Origin of the sequence: Paraburkholderia sp. (assembly GCF_035948235.1) — a bacterium.
In the GTDB taxonomy this organism is placed as follows: Bacteria; Pseudomonadota; Gammaproteobacteria; order Burkholderiales; family Burkholderiaceae; genus Paraburkholderia.
In genome coordinates, this window is record NZ_DASZJJ010000136.1 from 1 (window position 1) to 16,362 (window position 16,362).

The window sequence follows — 16,362 nt, forward strand, 5'->3', positions numbered from 1 at the left end:
TGCTTAAAAGATGCTCCCGGAACGACCCGCCGTTTCTCCCGGCAGGCTTCGCAGCCGAAACGGCCAAGCAGCGAAGGGGGCGAATCTTAGCGCTACCCGCAGCGGGCCGCAAGGGGTAACGGGAAATAAATCCGCCAGCCCTTGGCAGCCCCCGCTCCACCGCTGGATACAGCGGCAGCAACGCCACTTCAACTTTTACCTATCGCCCCTATTGCAATCAGTGCCATCGCCCATATCGTAGAATCACGATATATGATTCGGACAGTAACGATGCAGACCCAATGAGCCACCCAGAACCCCAACCCATCGACCTCGACGCAATCTATAAGGCGCTCGCCAATCCCGTGCGCCGCGAGATCCTCGCCTGCCTGCGCGAGCCGCAAGCGCATTTCGCCGACCAAGAGCTTCCGCTCGACCACGGCGTCTGCGCAGGGCGGATCGACGCGTACTGCGGACTGTCGCAATCGACGGTTTCCGCGCATCTGGCCGCGCTGCAGAAAGCCGGACTGGTCACGTCGAAGCGGGTTGGGCAATGGGTGTTCTTCAAGCGCAACGAGCCGGTCATCGAGGCGTTTCTCGCCCAGATGCACGAGCAGTTGTGACGGCGGCCTCCGCATCGTCCCTTTTATGCTTCAAGGCTGCGGGCCGCGCCCGCCACAAGGTAATCACATGGCAACGCTTTTCGACCCCATTCAGATCGGCGATCTCACCCTGCCCAATCGCGTCATCATGGCGCCGCTCACGCGCCAGCGCGCCGGCGAAGTGCGCGTTCCCAACTCGCTGATGGCGAAGTACTACGCCGAACGCGCGAGCGCCGGCCTCATCGTCAGCGAAGCGACGTCGGTGACGCCGCAAGGCGTCGGCTATGCGGAAACGCCGGGCATCTGGTCGCAAGAACAGGTCGAAGGCTGGAAGCTCGTGACCGAGGCCGTTCACGCCGCGGGCGGACGCATCTTCCTGCAACTGTGGCACGTAGGCCGTATTTCGGACCCGATTTTCCTCGACGGTGAACTGCCGGTCGCGCCCAGCGCCATCGCCGCGCAGGGCTTCGTGAGCCTCGTGCGCCCGCAGCGCCCCTTTGTCACGCCGCGCGCGCTCGAACTCGATGAAATCGCCGGCATCGTCGCAGCGTACCGCCAGGGCGCGCTCAACGCGAAGGCCGCAGGCTTCGACGGCGTGGAAGTGCACGGCGCCAACGGCTATCTGCTCGATCAGTTCCTGCAGGACAGCACCAACCAGCGCACTGACGCCTACGGCGGCCCGATCGAAAACCGCGCACGCCTGCTGCTCGAAGTCACCGACGCGTGCATCGACGTCTGGGGTGCGGACCGTGTGGGCGTGCACATCGCGCCGCGCGGCGATTCGCACACGATGGGCGATTCGGACCCGGCCGCGACCTTTGGCTACGTCGCGCGCGAGCTGGGCAAGCGCAAGATCGCCTTCCTGTTCGCACGCGAATCGCTCGGCGACCGTCGTCTTGGACCGCAATTGAAGGCCGAATTCGGCGGCCCGTACATTGCAAACGAGAAGTTCACGCTCGAATCCGCGCAAAAGCTGCTCGCCGATGGTGAAGCCGATGCCGTCGCATGGGGCCAGCTTTTTATCGCCAACCCCGATCTGCCGCGCCGCTTCGAACTGAACGCGCCGCTCAACGCGCCGAATCCGTCGACTTATTACGCGCGCGGTGAAACGGGCTACACGGATTACCCGTCGCTCGAAAACGTCGCGTAATTCATCGGCGAATCTGCTCACTATATAGATAGGGCAGCACCACGCTAATAGCCCCGGCCAAGGCAATCGCCTTCGCCGGGGCGTTTTCATACGCGGGCACGCTGCTCATTTCCTGTGACGTATCCCCGATAGAGCGTTTCAATTGGCATCGCTTGCGGCCGTGTCCTTGAATTCAAACCCTGTGTGCCCGCCAACCCGCTGTCCGGAGGACTGTCATGCCGCAAGTCGACGCCGCTCAAATCGTTCAAAGCATCGCCGAAGAGACTCACACACCTGAGGAAACGGTCGCCCGCATCTACGCCGACACACTCGATCACTACCGCGCCGACGCGCGCATTCACGACTATCTCCCGCTCTTCGCCGCACGCAAGACGCGCGCGACACTGCGGCAAAACGGCGCAGGCACTCACTGATTGCACACCGGATCGGCGTCGCGTCCGCACCGACCTGACGCTGGATTCGCGCCCGCCAGTCTTTCCATTACGTTCCCTCCGGTTGCAGCGCCCCGCGCGGATTTTCAATTCGCGCGGGCGTCTCGTGCGCGCGAAAGTCCATGCCGACGCGGCTTTGCGCGCTCGTGCCAAGCGCGGCCTCTTAAGGCTCGTTTAATTCTTCGCTGCAACCATACGCTCACCCCTGTTGAGCCGCCGGATCATCGGCGGCGTTTTTTTATGCGGTTAGTCGAGGAGGAGCGAAGCCATGGTTGAAGACAACGACGTGCTAGTGCACCTGCAATCCCTGCTGCGCGACGGCTCGACAACACGCGTCGCATCCTGCCGCGTCTCGACGCCGTTGCAACATCCCTGGGGACGCGCCTACCGGCTGGTCGAATGGACCACGCCGCTCGACGATGGCGCGCGCCGCCAGGTGGTGCCGGCCGAAAGTTCGGCGTTCGAAATTGCGCGCCTCGTCGCCGAGCACGTGCCCGGACGCCGGATTCTGCTCAACGGCGAACCCGTCGACGCAGAACGTCCGCGCACCCGTCGCCGCGCACGCAGCAGCGCAAGCGCACGCGCCGTGCGTTAAGCGCGCAACAAGTCGCAACAATCGATCGCCGGCGATCGAAGCGCGGCGTGTCCCGTCACCCGGGCGCGCCGCGCAAGCCACTCCCCCGCCCGTTCAGGCAAGCAGTTTCCCCAGCGTTTCTTCCAGTTCATCGCTCACGCGCGTCATCGGCGCACGCAGTTCGTTGCGCAGCAATCCTTGTCGCGCGAGCGCAGCCTTCACCGGCCCCGGATTCGGCTCGGCAAACGTGGCGCGCACCAACGGCACCAGCGTGTGCCAGATCGCGCGCGCCTCATCAAGACGCCCGTCGCGCAACGCCCGCTCCATCGCCACGAAACGCTCCGGCAGCACATGTGCCGATGCCGCGATCGCCCCGCTCGCGCCCGCGCACATCATCCCGAACATATCGAGGTCCTCGCCGCACAGCACCTGCAGGCGGCCATCGAGAATCAGCGCCAGGGTCTTGTCGAGCGAGCCGCCGCAATCCTTCACCGCGACGATGCGCTCATGCCCTGCGAGTTCGAGCAGCGTGGACAGCGCCAGCGTCACGCCGGTGCGTGCGGGAATGTCATAGAGGATCACCGGCTTGCGGCTCGCGTCGGCGAGCGCCGCAAAGTGGCCGATCACGCCCGCCTGCGACGGCCGGATGTAGTACGGCGCGGCCGCCAGCACGCCGGCGACGGGTGTGCCGTTAAGCGCGGCGATGCGCTCGCAGACCGACTGCGTGTGATTGCCGCTCACACCTGCGACCACCGGCAAATCCCCGGCACTGGCAAGCACGGTGGCGAGCACCGCATCCTGCTCGCGCTCGTCGAGTGCGGCGGGTTCACCGGTTGTTCCTAGCGCGACGAAACCAGCCACGCCCGCCTGCACGTAATGACGCACGAGCGCGTCGAGCGCCTCATGATCGACGGCGCCACCATTGAACGGTGTGACGAGCGGAATCCAGATACCCGAAAACGAAGACATGACTATCCCTTGAACGCGACCGCATGAAAGGTCCGTCGGACAGAGCGCGGGAGTCAGCGAGCCAGGGAGGAGAGTAAGGCGGGGTGCCGGCAGGCCGTTCCATCGCAACATCCGACGGAACAGCAAGCTCCGGTCAGATGAGCGACTGTTTTTTGGCTTTGGCTTTCACGCCGACCGGGGCTGCCTGCACGCGCGTCGCCATCGCGCGCGATGCGGCGACGGCAAAAGAAGCGAGGAGGTTCGGCTGGCGTGACATGACCGGCAGTTTAACCGGAAATCGCACAATTGCGGGATAAGGCACCGCAGACGGTATCAGTCCATCGGGTGCACATCGACGATCGAGGTATCGAGCAGCAGGCTCGGCGCATCGGCGGGATCGCGCCGCGTCAGCTTGCCGTCGACGGTCGCGCCGCACTCCATCTGCAGTTGCTGATAGTAGATATTGCCGACCACATGCGCATTTGCCTGAAGTTCGACGAAGTGATCGGCGATCACGTCGCCGACGATGCGTCCGTTGACCACGATGTCGTAGCCGTGCACGTTGCCCTGCACGACGCTGCGCTCGCTGTGCACGAACAGCGTCTGCGTGCCCGGCTTGCTGCTGACGTTGCCGATGATCTGGCCGTCCAGGCGCACGCCATCGGCGAATTCGACGTTACCCGTAATGCGAAAGTCTTCGGAAATCAGCGTTGCAAGTTTGGTCTGCTGGATGCCCGGCTGGGGCTTCTTCTTGTTGAACATGAGAAAGGCCGTTGTGTTGATAGTCAGGTTGAACTGAAGGGGAATGCACGCGCGTTCAATGTGCGCCTTCGCGGCCGCCGTGGCCGCGCAGGAACAGCACTTCGGTCTGCAAGGCGGCGGTCTGCGCCTGCGCGGCCGACGCCGACTTCTGCAGGGCGTCGCGCGCCGCGCGCTCCTGCTCCAGCGCGAGTTCGGCTTGGGTCATGCGAATCTGCAAGGCATCGGGCGCGAGCACGGGACAGCGTTCGGCCTGGTTGGCGTGATGAACCCACGCGACCGTGCCTGCGCCCGCGCTAGCGGCCAGCACTGTCCAGATCAGCGCGAAACTCCAGCGCCGGGCACGCGAGCGCACGGGTTGCAGTTCGAAGGCGCGTTGCGTGTCCATGCGCGCGCGAGTGGTACGGCGTGCGTCAGCCATTGTGGTATGCCCCGAACAGCGCGAGATAGGCGGCGGGATTGACCTGGGTGCCCTTGACGATCACTTCGAAATGCAGGTGCGGGCCGGTCGAGCGCCCGGTCGAACCGACATCGGCGATATGGTCGCCCGGCAGCACGATCTGACCGACCTGCACGTCGATCTTCGAGGCATGTCCATAGCGCGTCGCGAAACCGTTACCGTGATCGATTTCGACGCAATTGCCGTAACCGGCTTTCGGCCCGGCAAAAATCACGCGGCCGCCTGCCGCGGCGAGAATCGGCGTGCCGGTGGGCGCGACGATGTCGAGTCCCGGATGAAAGCTCAGGCGCTGGGTGAACGGATCGATGCGGTTGCCGAACGGCGAACCGAGCCGCCCCGCCTCGGTGGGCCGACGGCCCGGAAACGCCTGCCAGGCCGCCTCGTGCTGCGCGACGGCCTGCTCGAGCGCCGACAGCGTCGCCGCCATGCAATCGACCGCGCCACCGACGGCGCGCGCGTTGGTGCGCGACGCGGACGCCTCCACGCAACGGCGCGGCGCGAGCGCAGGGCCACCCTCGCCTCCTTGCCCGCCCGCGCCCGACGCGGCGCCTGGCGCGTCGCCATGATCCTCTTCCTCGTCGTCGCCCGAATGCGTGACCGGCGCGGCGGGCGCCACCACGGCGCCCCGCTGCGGCTGCGCGCGCAGGCGCTGGTCGAACTGGCGCAGATCGGCGATCTGCGCGGAAAGGCGCTCGATACGCGGATCGAGCAAGGAAATCGACGCGTTCATGCGGCCAATTTCGCCCACCACGTAGTGATGCGTGGCCACGCCCTCGGCGCCCGGGCCGGTGGGCACGTCCACCACGCTGCTGTAGCGGCCGATGGCGACGCCGCCCGCGAGTGCGGCGACGCCCACGGCGCAGGCCGTGCAGATGACCGTGCGGCGCGCGGCGCGATGCGTGACGAAACGGGTCTCGCCACTCGACAGTTCATCGACCGTACTGGTCCAGGGCATTTTCATGAGCGGCCCCGGCGGCGTTTCGCGCGCACGAGCGAAGCGCACGAGAACAAGGTGCAAAACAGTGCGTACATCAAGCTGTGGCAGCCAGCGCGCGCCGGCCCGTCCAAAATCAAAACGGCGATTATCGCGGCGTCTGAAAAATCCCCATCCTGATAAAAATCATGACGAATCGGCTTGCCTGAACGGGGAAAGCGCCCGCGGTATCGCGCCAGACTGCCGCACCGCGGCCCTCCCAAAGCACAAACCTCTTGACTTCTCCCGTCACCGAACTAATATACGCACCGCGTATATCAACCAGCTATCACGGGTGCCAGCATGAGCGTTCCGCAACAAGCCTTCCTTCGTGACGCCATGCGGCGTCTGAACATGACCCGCGACGCCTTCGCGAGTCGTATCGGCGTATCGCGCCGGGCGCTCGACACCTGGCTGCTGCCGGAAGAATCGCAGGAATCGCGTGCCATGCCCGAGATCGTCGAGCGTTTTGTCTCGGAGATCGTCGGCAACGCCGAGCCGCGCGAAGGCTATACGCAAAGCGTAGACTCGCACTCGCTGGCAAGCCAGATCCAGTTCGAAGGCCGCCCGCAACTGCTTTCGACCAACCAGTTCTCGCGTGACTCCGTCGAAGCGCTGTTCCGCGTGGCCGACATCATGCAGCCCATCGCGCGCCGCCGGAAAATCTCGCGCGTGCTGGAAGGCGCGGTGCTCGGCAATCTGTTCTTCGAAGCCAGCACGCGTACCCGCGTGAGCTTTGGCGCCGCGTTCTGCCGTTTGGGCGGCTCGGTGTGCGACACGACCGGCTTCACGTTTTCGTCGATGGCCAAGGGCGAATCGATCTACGACACCAGCCGTGTGATGGCCGGTTACGTGGATGCAATGGTGATTCGGCATCCTGAACAAGGCTCGGTGGCGGAATTCGCGCGCGCCGTGAATATCCCCGTCATCAACGGCGGCGACGGTCCCGGCGAGCACCCGAGCCAGGCGCTGCTCGACCTCTACACGATCCAGCGCGAGTTCTCGCGACTGGGCAAGATCGTCGACGGCGCGCATATCGCGCTGGTGGGCGACCTCAAGTACGGCCGCACGGTGCACTCGCTCGTGAAGCTGCTCGCGCTCTATCGCGGCATCAAGTTCACGCTCATTTCGCCGCCGATGCTGGAAATGCCAACGTATATCGTCGATCTGATCTCGACCAACGGCCATGTGGTCGAGCAAACCACCGATCTGCGCCAGGGCCTGCGCGGCGCCGACGTGGTGTACGCGACGCGCATCCAGAAGGAGCGCTTCACCGACGAATCGTTCGAAGGCTACACGCCCGACTTCCAGATCAACCAGGCGCTGCTCGACGAATGCTGCAGCCCCGAAACGCTCGTCATGCACCCGCTGCCGCGCGACAGCCGCCCGGGCGCGAACGATCTGTCGACGGACCTGAACCATGACCCGCGTCTGGCGATCTTCCGCCAGACCGACAACGGCATTCCGGTGCGTATGGCAATCTTTGCCGTGCTGCTGGGCGTGGAAACGCTGGTGCAGCATTCGATGCGCGACGCGGCATGGCGTCCGCCCGCATACCTGGGCCCGGACGACGCCGTATTCCACGGCATCGACTAATCAGGCCAGAAACGGCAAAGGCCGGGAAACGCGTGTTTCCCGGCCTTTTTCTTTACGGCATTTAGTTCGCGATCCTGATCTTATCCAAACAGCGTGAACTCGCCGCCACGCGCCAGCGCGCGCTGATACGCGGGCCGCGCGTGAATACGCTCAAGATAATCGCGGATCGACGGCTTCGATTCGGCACCCGCGCGCTTCGCACCGGCTTCGATCGGAAAGCTCATCTGCACATCGGCGGCGGTGAATGCGTCGTCCGCGAACCAGCCCGTCGCTTCAAGCTCCTTCGCGATATAGCTGAAATGCAACTCGAGCTGCGGATCGACGAACTCGCTTTCGAGTGACCCGGCAATCTTGCGCGTGATCGGCTTCACGAAGAATGGCACCTTTGCATTGGCGATGCGGCTCGCAACCAGCTTGAGCAGCAGCGGCGGCATCGCCGAGCCTTCGGCGTAATGCATCCAGTAGCGGTAACGCAGATACTCGGGCGTATCGCGTGGCGGCACGAAGCGTCCATTGCCGTAGCGCTCGACCAGATATTCGAGAATCGCCCCCGACTCCGCGAGCGTGAGGCCGCCGTCCGTCACGACCGGCGACTTGCCGAGCGGATGCACGGCGCGCAACGCAGGCGGCGCGAGCATCGTGTCCTTGTTGCGTTTGTACTCCACGATTTCGTACTCGACGCCCAGCTCTTCGAGCATCCAGAGGATGCGCTGGGAGCGCGAGTTGTCGAGGTGGTGAACGGTCAGCATGGGGTCTCCTCCCGGTTGTATCCGTCGGTATCGATCGAGATTGAATGCAAGCCTTGTAGGGTGCGCATCCTGTTGACACTTGTCCACCCAGATCGTCCGAATCAAGCCTCTATTTCGCGCGCGTCACCCGCGCGTCACCCCTCATGCCAGCATCAAAATTCTGTCCGCCGCGCCAGCTTCGCGACCGCCTCGCGTCAGGCACTCGACAGCCCGAGGACAGAAGGCCCGTTGTCGCGAAAGTTTCGCCCGCAACGCCCTCCAAACGCTTTACTTTCGCGCACGGCGCGCGCAACGTGCAGTCTGTCCGACGCCGCGCGTGGCACGAAAGCGCATGAATTTGCACGGCGTCGCGGCATCGGAATTGCTCAAGGAAGGAATGCTGCAAATCGAGTTCCGCACGCTGCGCGACGACGGCTCACGCGGCATCGCGTCATACGCGTGCGCTTGCGATCCCATCCCCGATGGAGCCTGCGAACGCCATGTCCCCAACTCTCCACCCGCCGCGTCACAACGCACCCACCGACGCCTCCAGCGAACCCACCGAACCCGCGCGCCGGCGCTTTCTCCAGTCGGCTGCTGCGGCGGCGGCACTCGGCGCCGCGCCGCATCTGCGCGCGCAGAACGCACCCGACGCCGCTCCCGCCGATACAGCAACGCCAGCGCCCGTGCCTGCCCAACCGGTGCATCTGACCATCAACGGTCGAGACTACGCTTTGCACATCGAACCGCGCGTCACCCTGCTCGATGCGCTGCGCGACTACGCGCAACTGACCGGTACGAAGAAAGGCTGTGATCGCGGCCAGTGCGGCGCCTGCACGGTGCTCGTCGATGGGCGGCGCATCAACGCCTGCCTCACGCTCGCAGTCATGCACGAAGGTCAGCGCATCACCACCGTCGAAGGGCTCGCCGCTCCGAACGCGCCCAGCACGATCCAGCGCGCCTTCGTCGAGCGCGACGCTTTGCAATGCGGATTCTGCACGCCGGGCCAGTTGTGTTCGGCGACGGCGTGTCTCACGGAATTCGCGGCTGGCACAGCGAGCGCCGCGACCGCCGATGTACGCACGCGTCCATCCGAGCTAAGCGATGCGGAGATCCGCGAGCGCATGAGCGGCAATATCTGCCGCTGCGGCGCCTACGCGAACATCGTGGCCGCGGTGCGCGACGCGCACTCGGCCGGCGCATGAGCGCGGAGGTCACGACATGGACGCACTCGCCTACCAGCGCGCCGCCGATATCGACACCGCCCTCGCAGCCGCGCAGCAGCCGGGCGCGGCCTTCATCGGCGGCGGCACGAATCTGCTCGACCTCATGAAAGGCGGCATCGCGCATCCGCTCAAACTCGTCGACATCACGCGCATCGCGGCGCTCGACGGCATCACGACGCTGCCCGACGGCGGCCTGCGCATCGGCGCGCTGGTGCGCAACAGCGATTGCGCCAACCATGCGCTGGTGCGCACGCGTTATCCCCTGCTTTCGCAGGCGCTGCTCGCGGGCGCGTCGCCGCAACTGCGCAATATGGCGACCGTGGGCGGCAACCTGATGCAGCGCACGCGCTGCGGCTACTTCTACGACACCGCATTCGCGCAATGCAACAAGCGCGCGCCCGGCAGCGGTTGCGCCGCGCGCGATGGCTTTAACCGAATGCACGCGATCCTCGGCGCGAGCGCGCAATGCGTCGCCGTGAATCCTTCCGATATGAGCGTGGCGCTCGCGGCCCTCGACGCCACCGTGCAGGTGCGCGGGCCGAACGGCGCACGCGCGATTCCCTTCGCGCAGTTTCATCGCCTGCCGGGCGATCGGCCCGATCTGGACACGACGCTTGCGCGCGGCGAACTGATTACCTCGGTCGATCTGCCGCCGCCCGCTTTCGCCGATCACGCCCACTACCTCAAGCTGCGCGACCGTGCGAGCTACGCGTTCGCGCTGGTTTCCGTGGCGGCGGCGCTGCAACTGGACGGACAGCGCGTGCGGGCCGCGCGCATCGCGCTGGGCGGCGTCGCGCACAAGCCGTGGCGCGCGAGTCTCGCGGAACAACGGCTCGTAGGGCAGACGCTCGACGCGGCCACGCTGCGCGCCGCAGCCGCCGCCGAACTTGCGCACGCGCAGCCGCTGCAAGGCAACGCGTTCAAGGTCGAACTCGCGCAGCGCGCAATCGTGCGGGCCACCACGCTGGCCGCAAGCGGAACGGACAACCTTGCCGGAGGCCCCGCATGAGCCAACTGATCGGACAGCCGGTCGATCGCATCGACGGCATGCTCAAGGTGACGGGCAGCGCAAGCTACGCGGCGGATTTCCCCGAAGCGCGCCTCGCGCATGCGGTCCTCGTCACGAGCACGGTGGCGAGCGGCACCATCGCCTCGATCGACACGCGCCGTGCCCAGGCGCTGCCGGGCGTGCTGCTGGTGATGACGTGGCAGAACGCCATGCGCCTGCCCAACGGCGGCCACACGCCGCTGGCCCCGCCCGCCGGGCGACGCCTCACGCTGCTGCAGGACAACGTCGTGCGCTACAGCAACGAGCCGGTCGCCGTCGTAGTGGCCGACACGCTCGAACACGCGACCGACGCCGCGCAGCACGTGAGCGTGACCTACGCCACGACGCCGCCCACGCTCGATTTCGCGCACGCGAAAACACAGGCGCATACGCCGCCGAGCCAGCCCGGCCGCCCCGTCGATTCGCAACGCGGCGATGTCGACGCGGGTCTGCGCGCAGGCGCGGTGCGCATCGACGCGGTCTACTCCACGCCCGTGCAGTTCCACAATCCGATGGAGCCGCACGCCAGCATGGCGCGCTGGGACGGCCCCGAACTCACGCTCTATGACTCGACCCAGGGCGTGTCGGGCGCGCGCACCGCCGTGGCCGCCGTATTCGGCATCCCTGCCGACAACGTGCGCGTGATCTCGCCGTTCATCGGCGGCGGTTTTGGCTGCAAGGGCTCGTCGTGGTCGCATGTGAGCCTGTGCGCGATGGCCGCGAAACAAACCGGCCGCCCGGTACGCCTCGCGCTCGCGCGGCCGCAGATGTTCGGCCCGGTCGGCTCACGGCCGCGCACGGAGCAGCACTTCTCGCTGGCCGCCCAGCGCGACGGCACGCTCACGGCGATGCGCCACGACACCCTCTCGCATACTTCGACGTTCGAAGACTGGACCGAAACGTCCGGGCTCGTCACGCGCATGATGTACGCCTCGCCAAGCGTGAGCACGAGCCACCGCGTCGTGCCGCTCAACGTCGGCACGCCCACGTTCACGCGCGCGCCCGGCGAAACGACGGGCTCGTTCGCGCTCGAATCGGCGATGGACGAACTCGCGTGGCAGCTCAGGATGGACCCCATCGCCTTGCGTCTGAAGAACTACGCCGAAGTCGAGCCGCAGGAAAACAAGCCGTGGTCGTCGAAGGCGCTACGCGAATGCTATGCGGCCGGAGCGGAACGCTTCGGCTGGTCGCGGCGCGTCGCCACGCCGCGCGCGATGCGTCAGGGCAACACGCTGATCGGCCTGGGCATGGCGGGCGCGACCTATCCGGCCAACCGCAGCGAAGCCGCCGCACTCGCGCGCATCCTGCCCGACGGCACGGCCATGGTCGCCTCGGGCACCCAGGACATCGGCACCGGCACGTACACGGTGATGACGCAGGTAGCCGCCGATGCGCTCGGCTTTCCGCCCGAGCGCATTCACTTCGCGCTCGGCGATTCGAGCCTGCCGCGCGCGCCAGGCTCCGGCGGCTCGCAATCGGCGGCCAGCGTCTCGCCGGCGGTGCAGGCGGCAGCCAGCGCGGCGCGCGACAAGCTGATCGCGCTGGCCGTGGCCGACCGCGCCTCGCCGGTCTATGGCGCCACGCCCGCCGATGTCACGGTCGCCGACGGCTGGGTCGTGCTGCGCGCCGATACCTCGCGACGCGACCCCGCTGCCGCCATCATCGCGCGCGCAGGCGGCCAGCCCATTGAGGCGCAGGCATCGGCGAAACCCGGCGCGGAAAAGCAGCAGTACGCCTTTCACTCGTTCGGCGCGGTGTTCGCGGAAGTGCATGTGGATGCGGAACTGGGCACGCTGCGCGTGGCGCGCATCGTCGGCGTGTACGACGTGGGCCAGGTGCTCAACGCCAAAACTGCGCGCAGCCAGTTGATGGGCGGCATGGTCTGGGGCATCAGCACGGCGCTGCAGGAAGAAGGCCTGCTCGACACGCGCACGGGGCGTTTCGTGAACGGCAATTTCGCCGAATACCATGTGCCCGTGAATGCCGATATCGGCGATCTCGACGTGCTGTTCGTCGGGGCGCCCGATCTGCGCTTCAACGCGCTGGGCGTGCGCGGCATTGGCGAAATCGGCATTACCGGCGTGCCCGCGGCGATCGCCAACGCTGTTTATCACGCCACTGGCGTGCGGGTGCGCGATCTGCCGATTACGCTCGACAAGGTGATGACGTAGCGCGCGTTAAATACGAGGAAAACGCGCGCAGGGCAAGGGGCAAGCGGGGCTTGCCTCGCGCGCGGTTGCGCCGCACAATCTGCGTTCAACTCTCTCGCGCGGCGCCCCCGCGGTACACCCCATGGCCTATGCATCGCTTGCCACCGGCGTACTGCTCGCCGCCGGCACCGGTTCGCGCTTCGATCCCGAAGGTCTGCGCAACAAACTCCTCGCGCCGCTGCCGAACGGCATCGCCGTCGCCCATGAGGCCGCGCACCGGCTTCTGATGGTCGTGCCCAGGGTGATCGCCGTCGTGCGCCCTGGCGCGGAATCGCTCGCGCACACGCTCAACGAAGCGGGCTGCGATGTGGTGTTCGCAGCCGGCTCGGTGCGCGGCATGGGCGCGAGTCTCGCCGCCGCCATCGAAGCCGATACCGAAGGCGAAAGCTGGATCGTCGCGCTCGCGGACATGCCGCGCATCGCCGTGAGCACTATCGAAGCCGTCGCGCGCGAACTCGACGCGGGCAAGCCGCTGGTCGCGCCGTTTTATGACGGCCAGCGCGGGCATCCGGTGGGCTTCGGCTACGACCACCGCGAAGCCTTGCTCGCACTGGACGGCGACGCGGGCGCGCGCGCGCTGCTCGTCTCGCAGGCGCTGACGCGCATCAACGTGGACGACCCCGGCATTCTGCGCGACGTCGATACACCCGCCGATCTCGACGGTCTTTGAAGCTGGCCGGGAATCCGCATTGCGACGGTGGCAGCGGGCCAGAAACTCCGCGCACGCGGTTTTTCATCGCCTACGCTAGTAAGACCACCCACACGTACTGCGCGGCTGACGCTGCCTGAGCCCAGCCGCACGAGGTATCCGCGATGATCTGCTCGCATACGAACCCGCTTCCCGATCCGCTCGCCGATCCGACGCGCGATCCCGAACGCGATCCTCTCGCGCCACCACCGCCCGGCCATGTCGAGGAGCCTCAACGTCCCGACGGGCCACCGAGCAAAGACCCGGTCTGAACGCACCGGCGCGCGCTCATAGCGCGCGTCGTCGCCGTTGTCCCCGTTGTCCCATTTCCCTCTCGTGCCGCTGCGAACCTGCCTCGCGGCGCGGGCGCCTCCCCGCGCGCCTTGCGTTGCGTCTCGCCCGTCAAGTTTGATCCACACCCAATTCGCTGCTTTCGCCAAGCTTGCGCCGGGACCGCTCACTACGTAAAATGCAAACGATTCGCATTTGCGATCAAGACTTTACCTCCAATCCGACCGCCGACGCCATCGTGACCGTTTCGACCCACGCGCCTCTTTCAGTCCGACGGCACGCACGCCGCTACACCGCATGAGACCGCTGCTGGTACGCCTGCACCGCTGGTTTGGCCTGGGCATCGCGGCCTTCCTGTTTCTCGCCGGCCTGACGGGCGCGGTGATCGCGTGGGACCACGAACTGGACGCGGCGCTCAATCCGACGTTCTATAAAGCCACCACGCCGGGCCCGACGCTCGCGCCGCTCGAACTGGCAAAGCGCTTCGAAGCCGCCAACCCGCACGCCGTGGTGTCGTTCATGCCGCTTGCGGTGGAGCCGGGACAGACCTTCATCGTGCGCGCGGCGCCGCGCCTCGATCCGCAGACGCAGCAGCCCTACGCGCTCGACTACAACCAGGTCGCGATCGATCCCGCCACTGGCAACGTGCAAAGCCGCCGCATGTGGGGCGCGCCGTCGCTCGCGCGCCTGAACCTGATCCCCTTCCTCTACCAGCTCCACTACACGCTGTTTCTGCCGACGAAAATGGGCATCGATTTCAGCGTCTGGACTATGGGCGTGGTGGGGATGGTCTGGCTGCTGGACGGCTTTATCGCGATCGTGCTGGCGTTCCCGAACTTCAAAAGCTGGCGCAAATCGCTGGCGTTTCGCGTCAAGCGCGGCGGCTATGCGCTCACGTTCGACCTGCACCGTTCGGGTGGCGTCTGGCTGTGGGTGCTGCTGACGGTGGTCGCGCTCACTTCGGTTTCGATGAATCTGGGCAGCCAGATCGTGCGCCCCGTGGTTTCCGTGTTCTCGACGCTCGCGCCTGACCCGTTCCGCTCGGTCGCGCCCGGCCCCGCGCTCTCGCTTGACGAGGCGCTCCAGGCGCGCGATCGCATCATCGCCGAAGCCGCCGAAATGGGCCGCCGCGCGGGCATCAGTGCGCCGCCGGGCGGCCTGTTCGCGGTGCCGTCGCTGGGCTACCTCGCCGTGGGCTATTACGAGCCGGGCAAGGATCACGGCGATGTGGGACTCGGCAATCCGTGGCTGTTTATGAGCGGGCGCACCGGTCAGGTGATCGCGAAGCAGATTCCCGGCGAGGGCTCGGCAGGCGACATCTTCATCCAGGCGCAGTTTCCGCTGCACTCGGGGCGCATCGCGGGCCTCGCGGGCCGTATCGCGGTCAGCTTCCTGGGCGTAATGGTCGCCGTCCTCAGCGTGACGGGCGTGCTGATCTGGCTGAAGAAAGCGCGCGCACGGCGCAAGTCGGCTAAAACCGCAAAAACCACGAAGCTGCCGAAGCAGGCGTCAACGGCACCTGCGCGCGAGCGTGTGACGAGCTGAGCGTTCACGCGTAGAAATACAAAGGGCCTTGCAGCGATCGCTCGCTACAAGGCCCTTTTTTCACGGCTCGAACGAGCCGCTACTTACTTTGCGATTGCGTCGAACGAAGCCAGCAGGCGCTCGACGTCGGCGGCATGAATGTCGCCCATCGTCGAAATACGGAACAGCTCCTTCGACAGACCGCCCTGGCCCGCGTAGATCACGAAGCCACGCGCCTTGAGCGCGTCGTGCAGCTTCGGATAGTCGATGCCTGCGGGCAGACGGAACGCGCGCAGCACCACCGACGATTCTTCCTTCGGCAATACGCTGTCCATACCACGCGCAGCCAGACCCGCGCGCACCTGCTCCGAAAGCGCCGCATAGCGCGCGTGACGCGCTTTCCAGCCACCTTCGTCGGCGAGTTCGCGCAGCGCTTCGACCAGCGCGTAGTACGCATGCACCGACGGCGTGAACGGCGTATTGCGCTGATCCTGCAGCGTCGCCAGACGCTTGAGGTCGAGGTAATACGTGCGGCTCGCGGCCGTGGCGAGCGCCGCGCGGCGCACCACCACGAAGGCCGCGCCAGGCACGCCGTGCAGGCACTTGTTCGCGGTTGCGGCCACGGCGGCAATGCTCGTGTCGTCGAAATCGATTGCTTCCGAACCGAAGCTGCTCACGCCATCGACGAGCATCTGCACGCCGCGCGCACGGCACGCCTCACCCAACTCGCGCAGATCGTTCAGGCGACCCGTGGTGGTTTCGTGATGGATGATCGCGACGTGCGTGATTGCCTTGTCGGCGTCGAGCGCGGCGGTGATGCGCGCGAGGTCGGGCGCATCCATCCACTCGTGCTTCACGACTTCATGCGCGATGCCGTACTGCGTGGCGATTGCGGTGATGCGCTCGCCGTACACGCCGTTTTCGACGATCAGCAGCTTGCCGTTGGCGGGCACCAGCGAGGCGATCATGCTCTCGACCGCCGCCGTGCCGGAGCCGGTCATCAGCACCGCCTGCCACTGCGCGGGGTCGAGTTCATAGACGCCGACCAGACGCGTGCGCGCCTCTTCCTGCACGTCGAAGAACTCGCTTTCGCGATGGCACAAATCTTCCTGCAACAGGCTGCGGCGCACGCGTTCGGTGAGCGTGACCGGGCCGGGATTGAGCAACAGCATTGG

The 16,362-nt window shown here is 66.3% G+C and carries 16 protein-coding genes and 1 pseudogene; 10 read left to right on the forward strand and 7 right to left on the reverse strand.

The window, feature by feature from the left end; translation table 11 throughout:
- Positions 1 to 281: 281 nt before the first annotated feature.
- The 4 genes and pseudogenes from VG320_RS11815 to VG320_RS11830 all read left to right on the forward strand — a co-directional run.
- Entirely contained in the window at positions 282 to 602 is a 321-nt protein-coding gene (locus tag VG320_RS11815; RefSeq protein WP_327200289.1) for a helix-turn-helix transcriptional regulator, read from the forward strand.
- 67 nt (positions 603 to 669) lie between these two features.
- A complete protein-coding gene (locus tag VG320_RS11820) occupies positions 670 to 1,731 on the forward strand; it encodes an alkene reductase (protein WP_327200290.1) in 1,062 nt (353 codons plus the stop codon).
- A gap of 215 nt (positions 1,732 to 1,946) precedes the next feature.
- Complete coding sequence (locus tag VG320_RS11825) at positions 1,947 to 2,144, forward strand: DUF3562 domain-containing protein (RefSeq protein ID WP_327200291.1); 198 nt, start codon at positions 1,947 to 1,949, stop codon at positions 2,142 to 2,144.
- Positions 2,145 to 2,430: 286 nt separating this feature from the next.
- A pseudogene (locus VG320_RS11830) lies at positions 2,431 to 2,664 on the forward strand (DUF2866 domain-containing protein); the annotation flags it as partial.
- Positions 2,665 to 2,850: 186 nt separating this feature from the next.
- Here VG320_RS11830 and dapA read toward each other — a convergent pair.
- The 5 genes from dapA to VG320_RS11855 all read right to left on the reverse strand — a co-directional run bounded on the left by dapA (position 2,851) and on the right by VG320_RS11855 (position 5,864).
- Complete coding sequence (gene dapA / locus VG320_RS11835; protein ID WP_327200292.1) at positions 2,851 to 3,705, reverse strand: 4-hydroxy-tetrahydrodipicolinate synthase; 855 nt, start codon at positions 3,703 to 3,705, stop codon at positions 2,851 to 2,853.
- A 133-nt stretch (positions 3,706 to 3,838) separates the two neighbouring features.
- Complete coding sequence (locus VG320_RS11840; RefSeq protein WP_327200293.1) at positions 3,839 to 3,961, reverse strand: hypothetical protein; 123 nt, start codon at positions 3,959 to 3,961, stop codon at positions 3,839 to 3,841.
- Between the two features lie 56 nt (positions 3,962 to 4,017).
- Positions 4,018 to 4,446, reverse strand: a complete 429-nt coding sequence (locus VG320_RS11845) for a polymer-forming cytoskeletal protein (RefSeq protein ID WP_327200294.1) — start codon at positions 4,444 to 4,446, stop codon at positions 4,018 to 4,020.
- A gap of 55 nt (positions 4,447 to 4,501) precedes the next feature.
- Positions 4,502 to 4,831 (reverse strand): hypothetical protein, encoded by a 330-nt coding sequence (locus VG320_RS11850; protein ID WP_327200295.1) that lies wholly within the window; start codon positions 4,829 to 4,831, stop codon positions 4,502 to 4,504.
- 25 nt (positions 4,832 to 4,856) lie between these two features.
- A complete protein-coding gene (locus VG320_RS11855; protein WP_327200296.1) occupies positions 4,857 to 5,864 on the reverse strand; it encodes a M23 family metallopeptidase in 1,008 nt (335 codons plus the stop codon).
- Between the two features lie 315 nt (positions 5,865 to 6,179).
- Between VG320_RS11855 and VG320_RS11860 the strand changes: the two genes are divergently transcribed.
- Complete coding sequence (locus VG320_RS11860; protein WP_327200297.1) at positions 6,180 to 7,472, forward strand: aspartate carbamoyltransferase; 1,293 nt, start codon at positions 6,180 to 6,182, stop codon at positions 7,470 to 7,472.
- 80 nt (positions 7,473 to 7,552) lie between these two features.
- On the opposite strand, the gene VG320_RS11865 is transcribed toward VG320_RS11860, so the two are convergent.
- Positions 7,553 to 8,221 carry a glutathione S-transferase gene (locus tag VG320_RS11865; RefSeq protein WP_327200298.1) on the reverse strand — a complete coding sequence of 223 codons (669 nt, stop codon included), beginning with the start codon at positions 8,219 to 8,221 and terminating at the stop codon, positions 7,553 to 7,555.
- A 479-nt stretch (positions 8,222 to 8,700) separates the two neighbouring features.
- Here VG320_RS11865 and VG320_RS11870 point away from each other — a divergent pair, with 479 nt between their 5' ends.
- From VG320_RS11870 to VG320_RS11890, 5 genes are all read left to right on the forward strand, one after another.
- Complete coding sequence (locus VG320_RS11870) at positions 8,701 to 9,405, forward strand: (2Fe-2S)-binding protein (RefSeq protein ID WP_327200299.1); 705 nt, start codon at positions 8,701 to 8,703, stop codon at positions 9,403 to 9,405.
- A gap of 16 nt (positions 9,406 to 9,421) precedes the next feature.
- Positions 9,422 to 10,435 carry a xanthine dehydrogenase family protein subunit M gene (locus VG320_RS11875; RefSeq protein ID WP_327200300.1) on the forward strand — a complete coding sequence of 338 codons (1,014 nt, stop codon included), beginning with the start codon at positions 9,422 to 9,424 and terminating at the stop codon, positions 10,433 to 10,435.
- Positions 10,432 to 12,645 (forward strand): xanthine dehydrogenase family protein molybdopterin-binding subunit, encoded by a 2,214-nt coding sequence (locus tag VG320_RS11880; RefSeq protein WP_327200301.1) that lies wholly within the window; start codon positions 10,432 to 10,434, stop codon positions 12,643 to 12,645. Before VG320_RS11875 ends, VG320_RS11880 begins: the two co-directional genes overlap by 4 nt.
- Positions 12,646 to 12,766: 121 nt before the next feature.
- Positions 12,767 to 13,354 (forward strand): nucleotidyltransferase family protein, encoded by a 588-nt coding sequence (locus VG320_RS11885; protein WP_327200302.1) that lies wholly within the window; start codon positions 12,767 to 12,769, stop codon positions 13,352 to 13,354.
- 606 nt (positions 13,355 to 13,960) lie between these two features.
- Entirely contained in the window at positions 13,961 to 15,208 is a 1,248-nt protein-coding gene (locus VG320_RS11890; RefSeq protein WP_327200303.1) for a PepSY-associated TM helix domain-containing protein, read from the forward strand.
- An 83-nt stretch (positions 15,209 to 15,291) separates the two neighbouring features.
- Here VG320_RS11890 and VG320_RS11895 read toward each other — a convergent pair whose 3' ends face one another.
- Positions 15,292 to 16,359, reverse strand: coding sequence for a 2-aminoethylphosphonate aminotransferase (locus VG320_RS11895; protein ID WP_327200304.1), 1,068 nt, complete (start codon positions 16,357 to 16,359; stop codon positions 15,292 to 15,294).
- Positions 16,360 to 16,362 lie beyond the last annotated feature (3 nt).

Excerpts from the sequence above, each read along its gene's own strand:
- VG320_RS11820 (WP_327200290.1), top strand. The coding sequence starts at position 670 with ATGGCAACGCTTTTCGACCCCATTCAGATCGGCGATCTCACCCTGCCC.
- VG320_RS11895 (WP_327200304.1), bottom strand. The coding sequence starts at position 16,359 with ATGCTGTTGCTCAATCCCGGCCCGGTCACGCTCACCGAACGCGTGCGC.
- dapA (WP_327200292.1), bottom strand. The coding sequence starts at position 3,705 with ATGTCTTCGTTTTCGGGTATCTGGATTCCGCTCGTCACACCGTTCAAT.
- VG320_RS11840 (WP_327200293.1), bottom strand. The coding sequence starts at position 3,961 with ATGTCACGCCAGCCGAACCTCCTCGCTTCTTTTGCCGTCGCCGCATCG.
- VG320_RS11850 (WP_327200295.1), bottom strand. The coding sequence starts at position 4,831 with ATGGACACGCAACGCGCCTTCGAACTGCAACCCGTGCGCTCGCGTGCC.
- VG320_RS11885 (WP_327200302.1), top strand. The coding sequence starts at position 12,767 with ATGGCCTATGCATCGCTTGCCACCGGCGTACTGCTCGCCGCCGGCACC.
- VG320_RS11870 (WP_327200299.1), top strand. The coding sequence starts at position 8,701 with ATGTCCCCAACTCTCCACCCGCCGCGTCACAACGCACCCACCGACGCC.
- VG320_RS11825 (WP_327200291.1), top strand. The coding sequence starts at position 1,947 with ATGCCGCAAGTCGACGCCGCTCAAATCGTTCAAAGCATCGCCGAAGAG.
- VG320_RS11890 (WP_327200303.1), top strand. The coding sequence starts at position 13,961 with ATGAGACCGCTGCTGGTACGCCTGCACCGCTGGTTTGGCCTGGGCATC.
- VG320_RS11845 (WP_327200294.1), bottom strand. The coding sequence starts at position 4,446 with ATGTTCAACAAGAAGAAGCCCCAGCCGGGCATCCAGCAGACCAAACTT.
- VG320_RS11865 (WP_327200298.1), bottom strand. The coding sequence starts at position 8,221 with ATGCTGACCGTTCACCACCTCGACAACTCGCGCTCCCAGCGCATCCTC.
- VG320_RS11875 (WP_327200300.1), top strand. The coding sequence starts at position 9,422 with ATGGACGCACTCGCCTACCAGCGCGCCGCCGATATCGACACCGCCCTC.
- VG320_RS11855 (WP_327200296.1), bottom strand. The coding sequence starts at position 5,864 with ATGAAAATGCCCTGGACCAGTACGGTCGATGAACTGTCGAGTGGCGAG.
- VG320_RS11860 (WP_327200297.1), top strand. The coding sequence starts at position 6,180 with ATGAGCGTTCCGCAACAAGCCTTCCTTCGTGACGCCATGCGGCGTCTG.
- VG320_RS11880 (WP_327200301.1), top strand. The coding sequence starts at position 10,432 with ATGAGCCAACTGATCGGACAGCCGGTCGATCGCATCGACGGCATGCTC.
- VG320_RS11815 (WP_327200289.1), top strand. The coding sequence starts at position 282 with ATGAGCCACCCAGAACCCCAACCCATCGACCTCGACGCAATCTATAAG.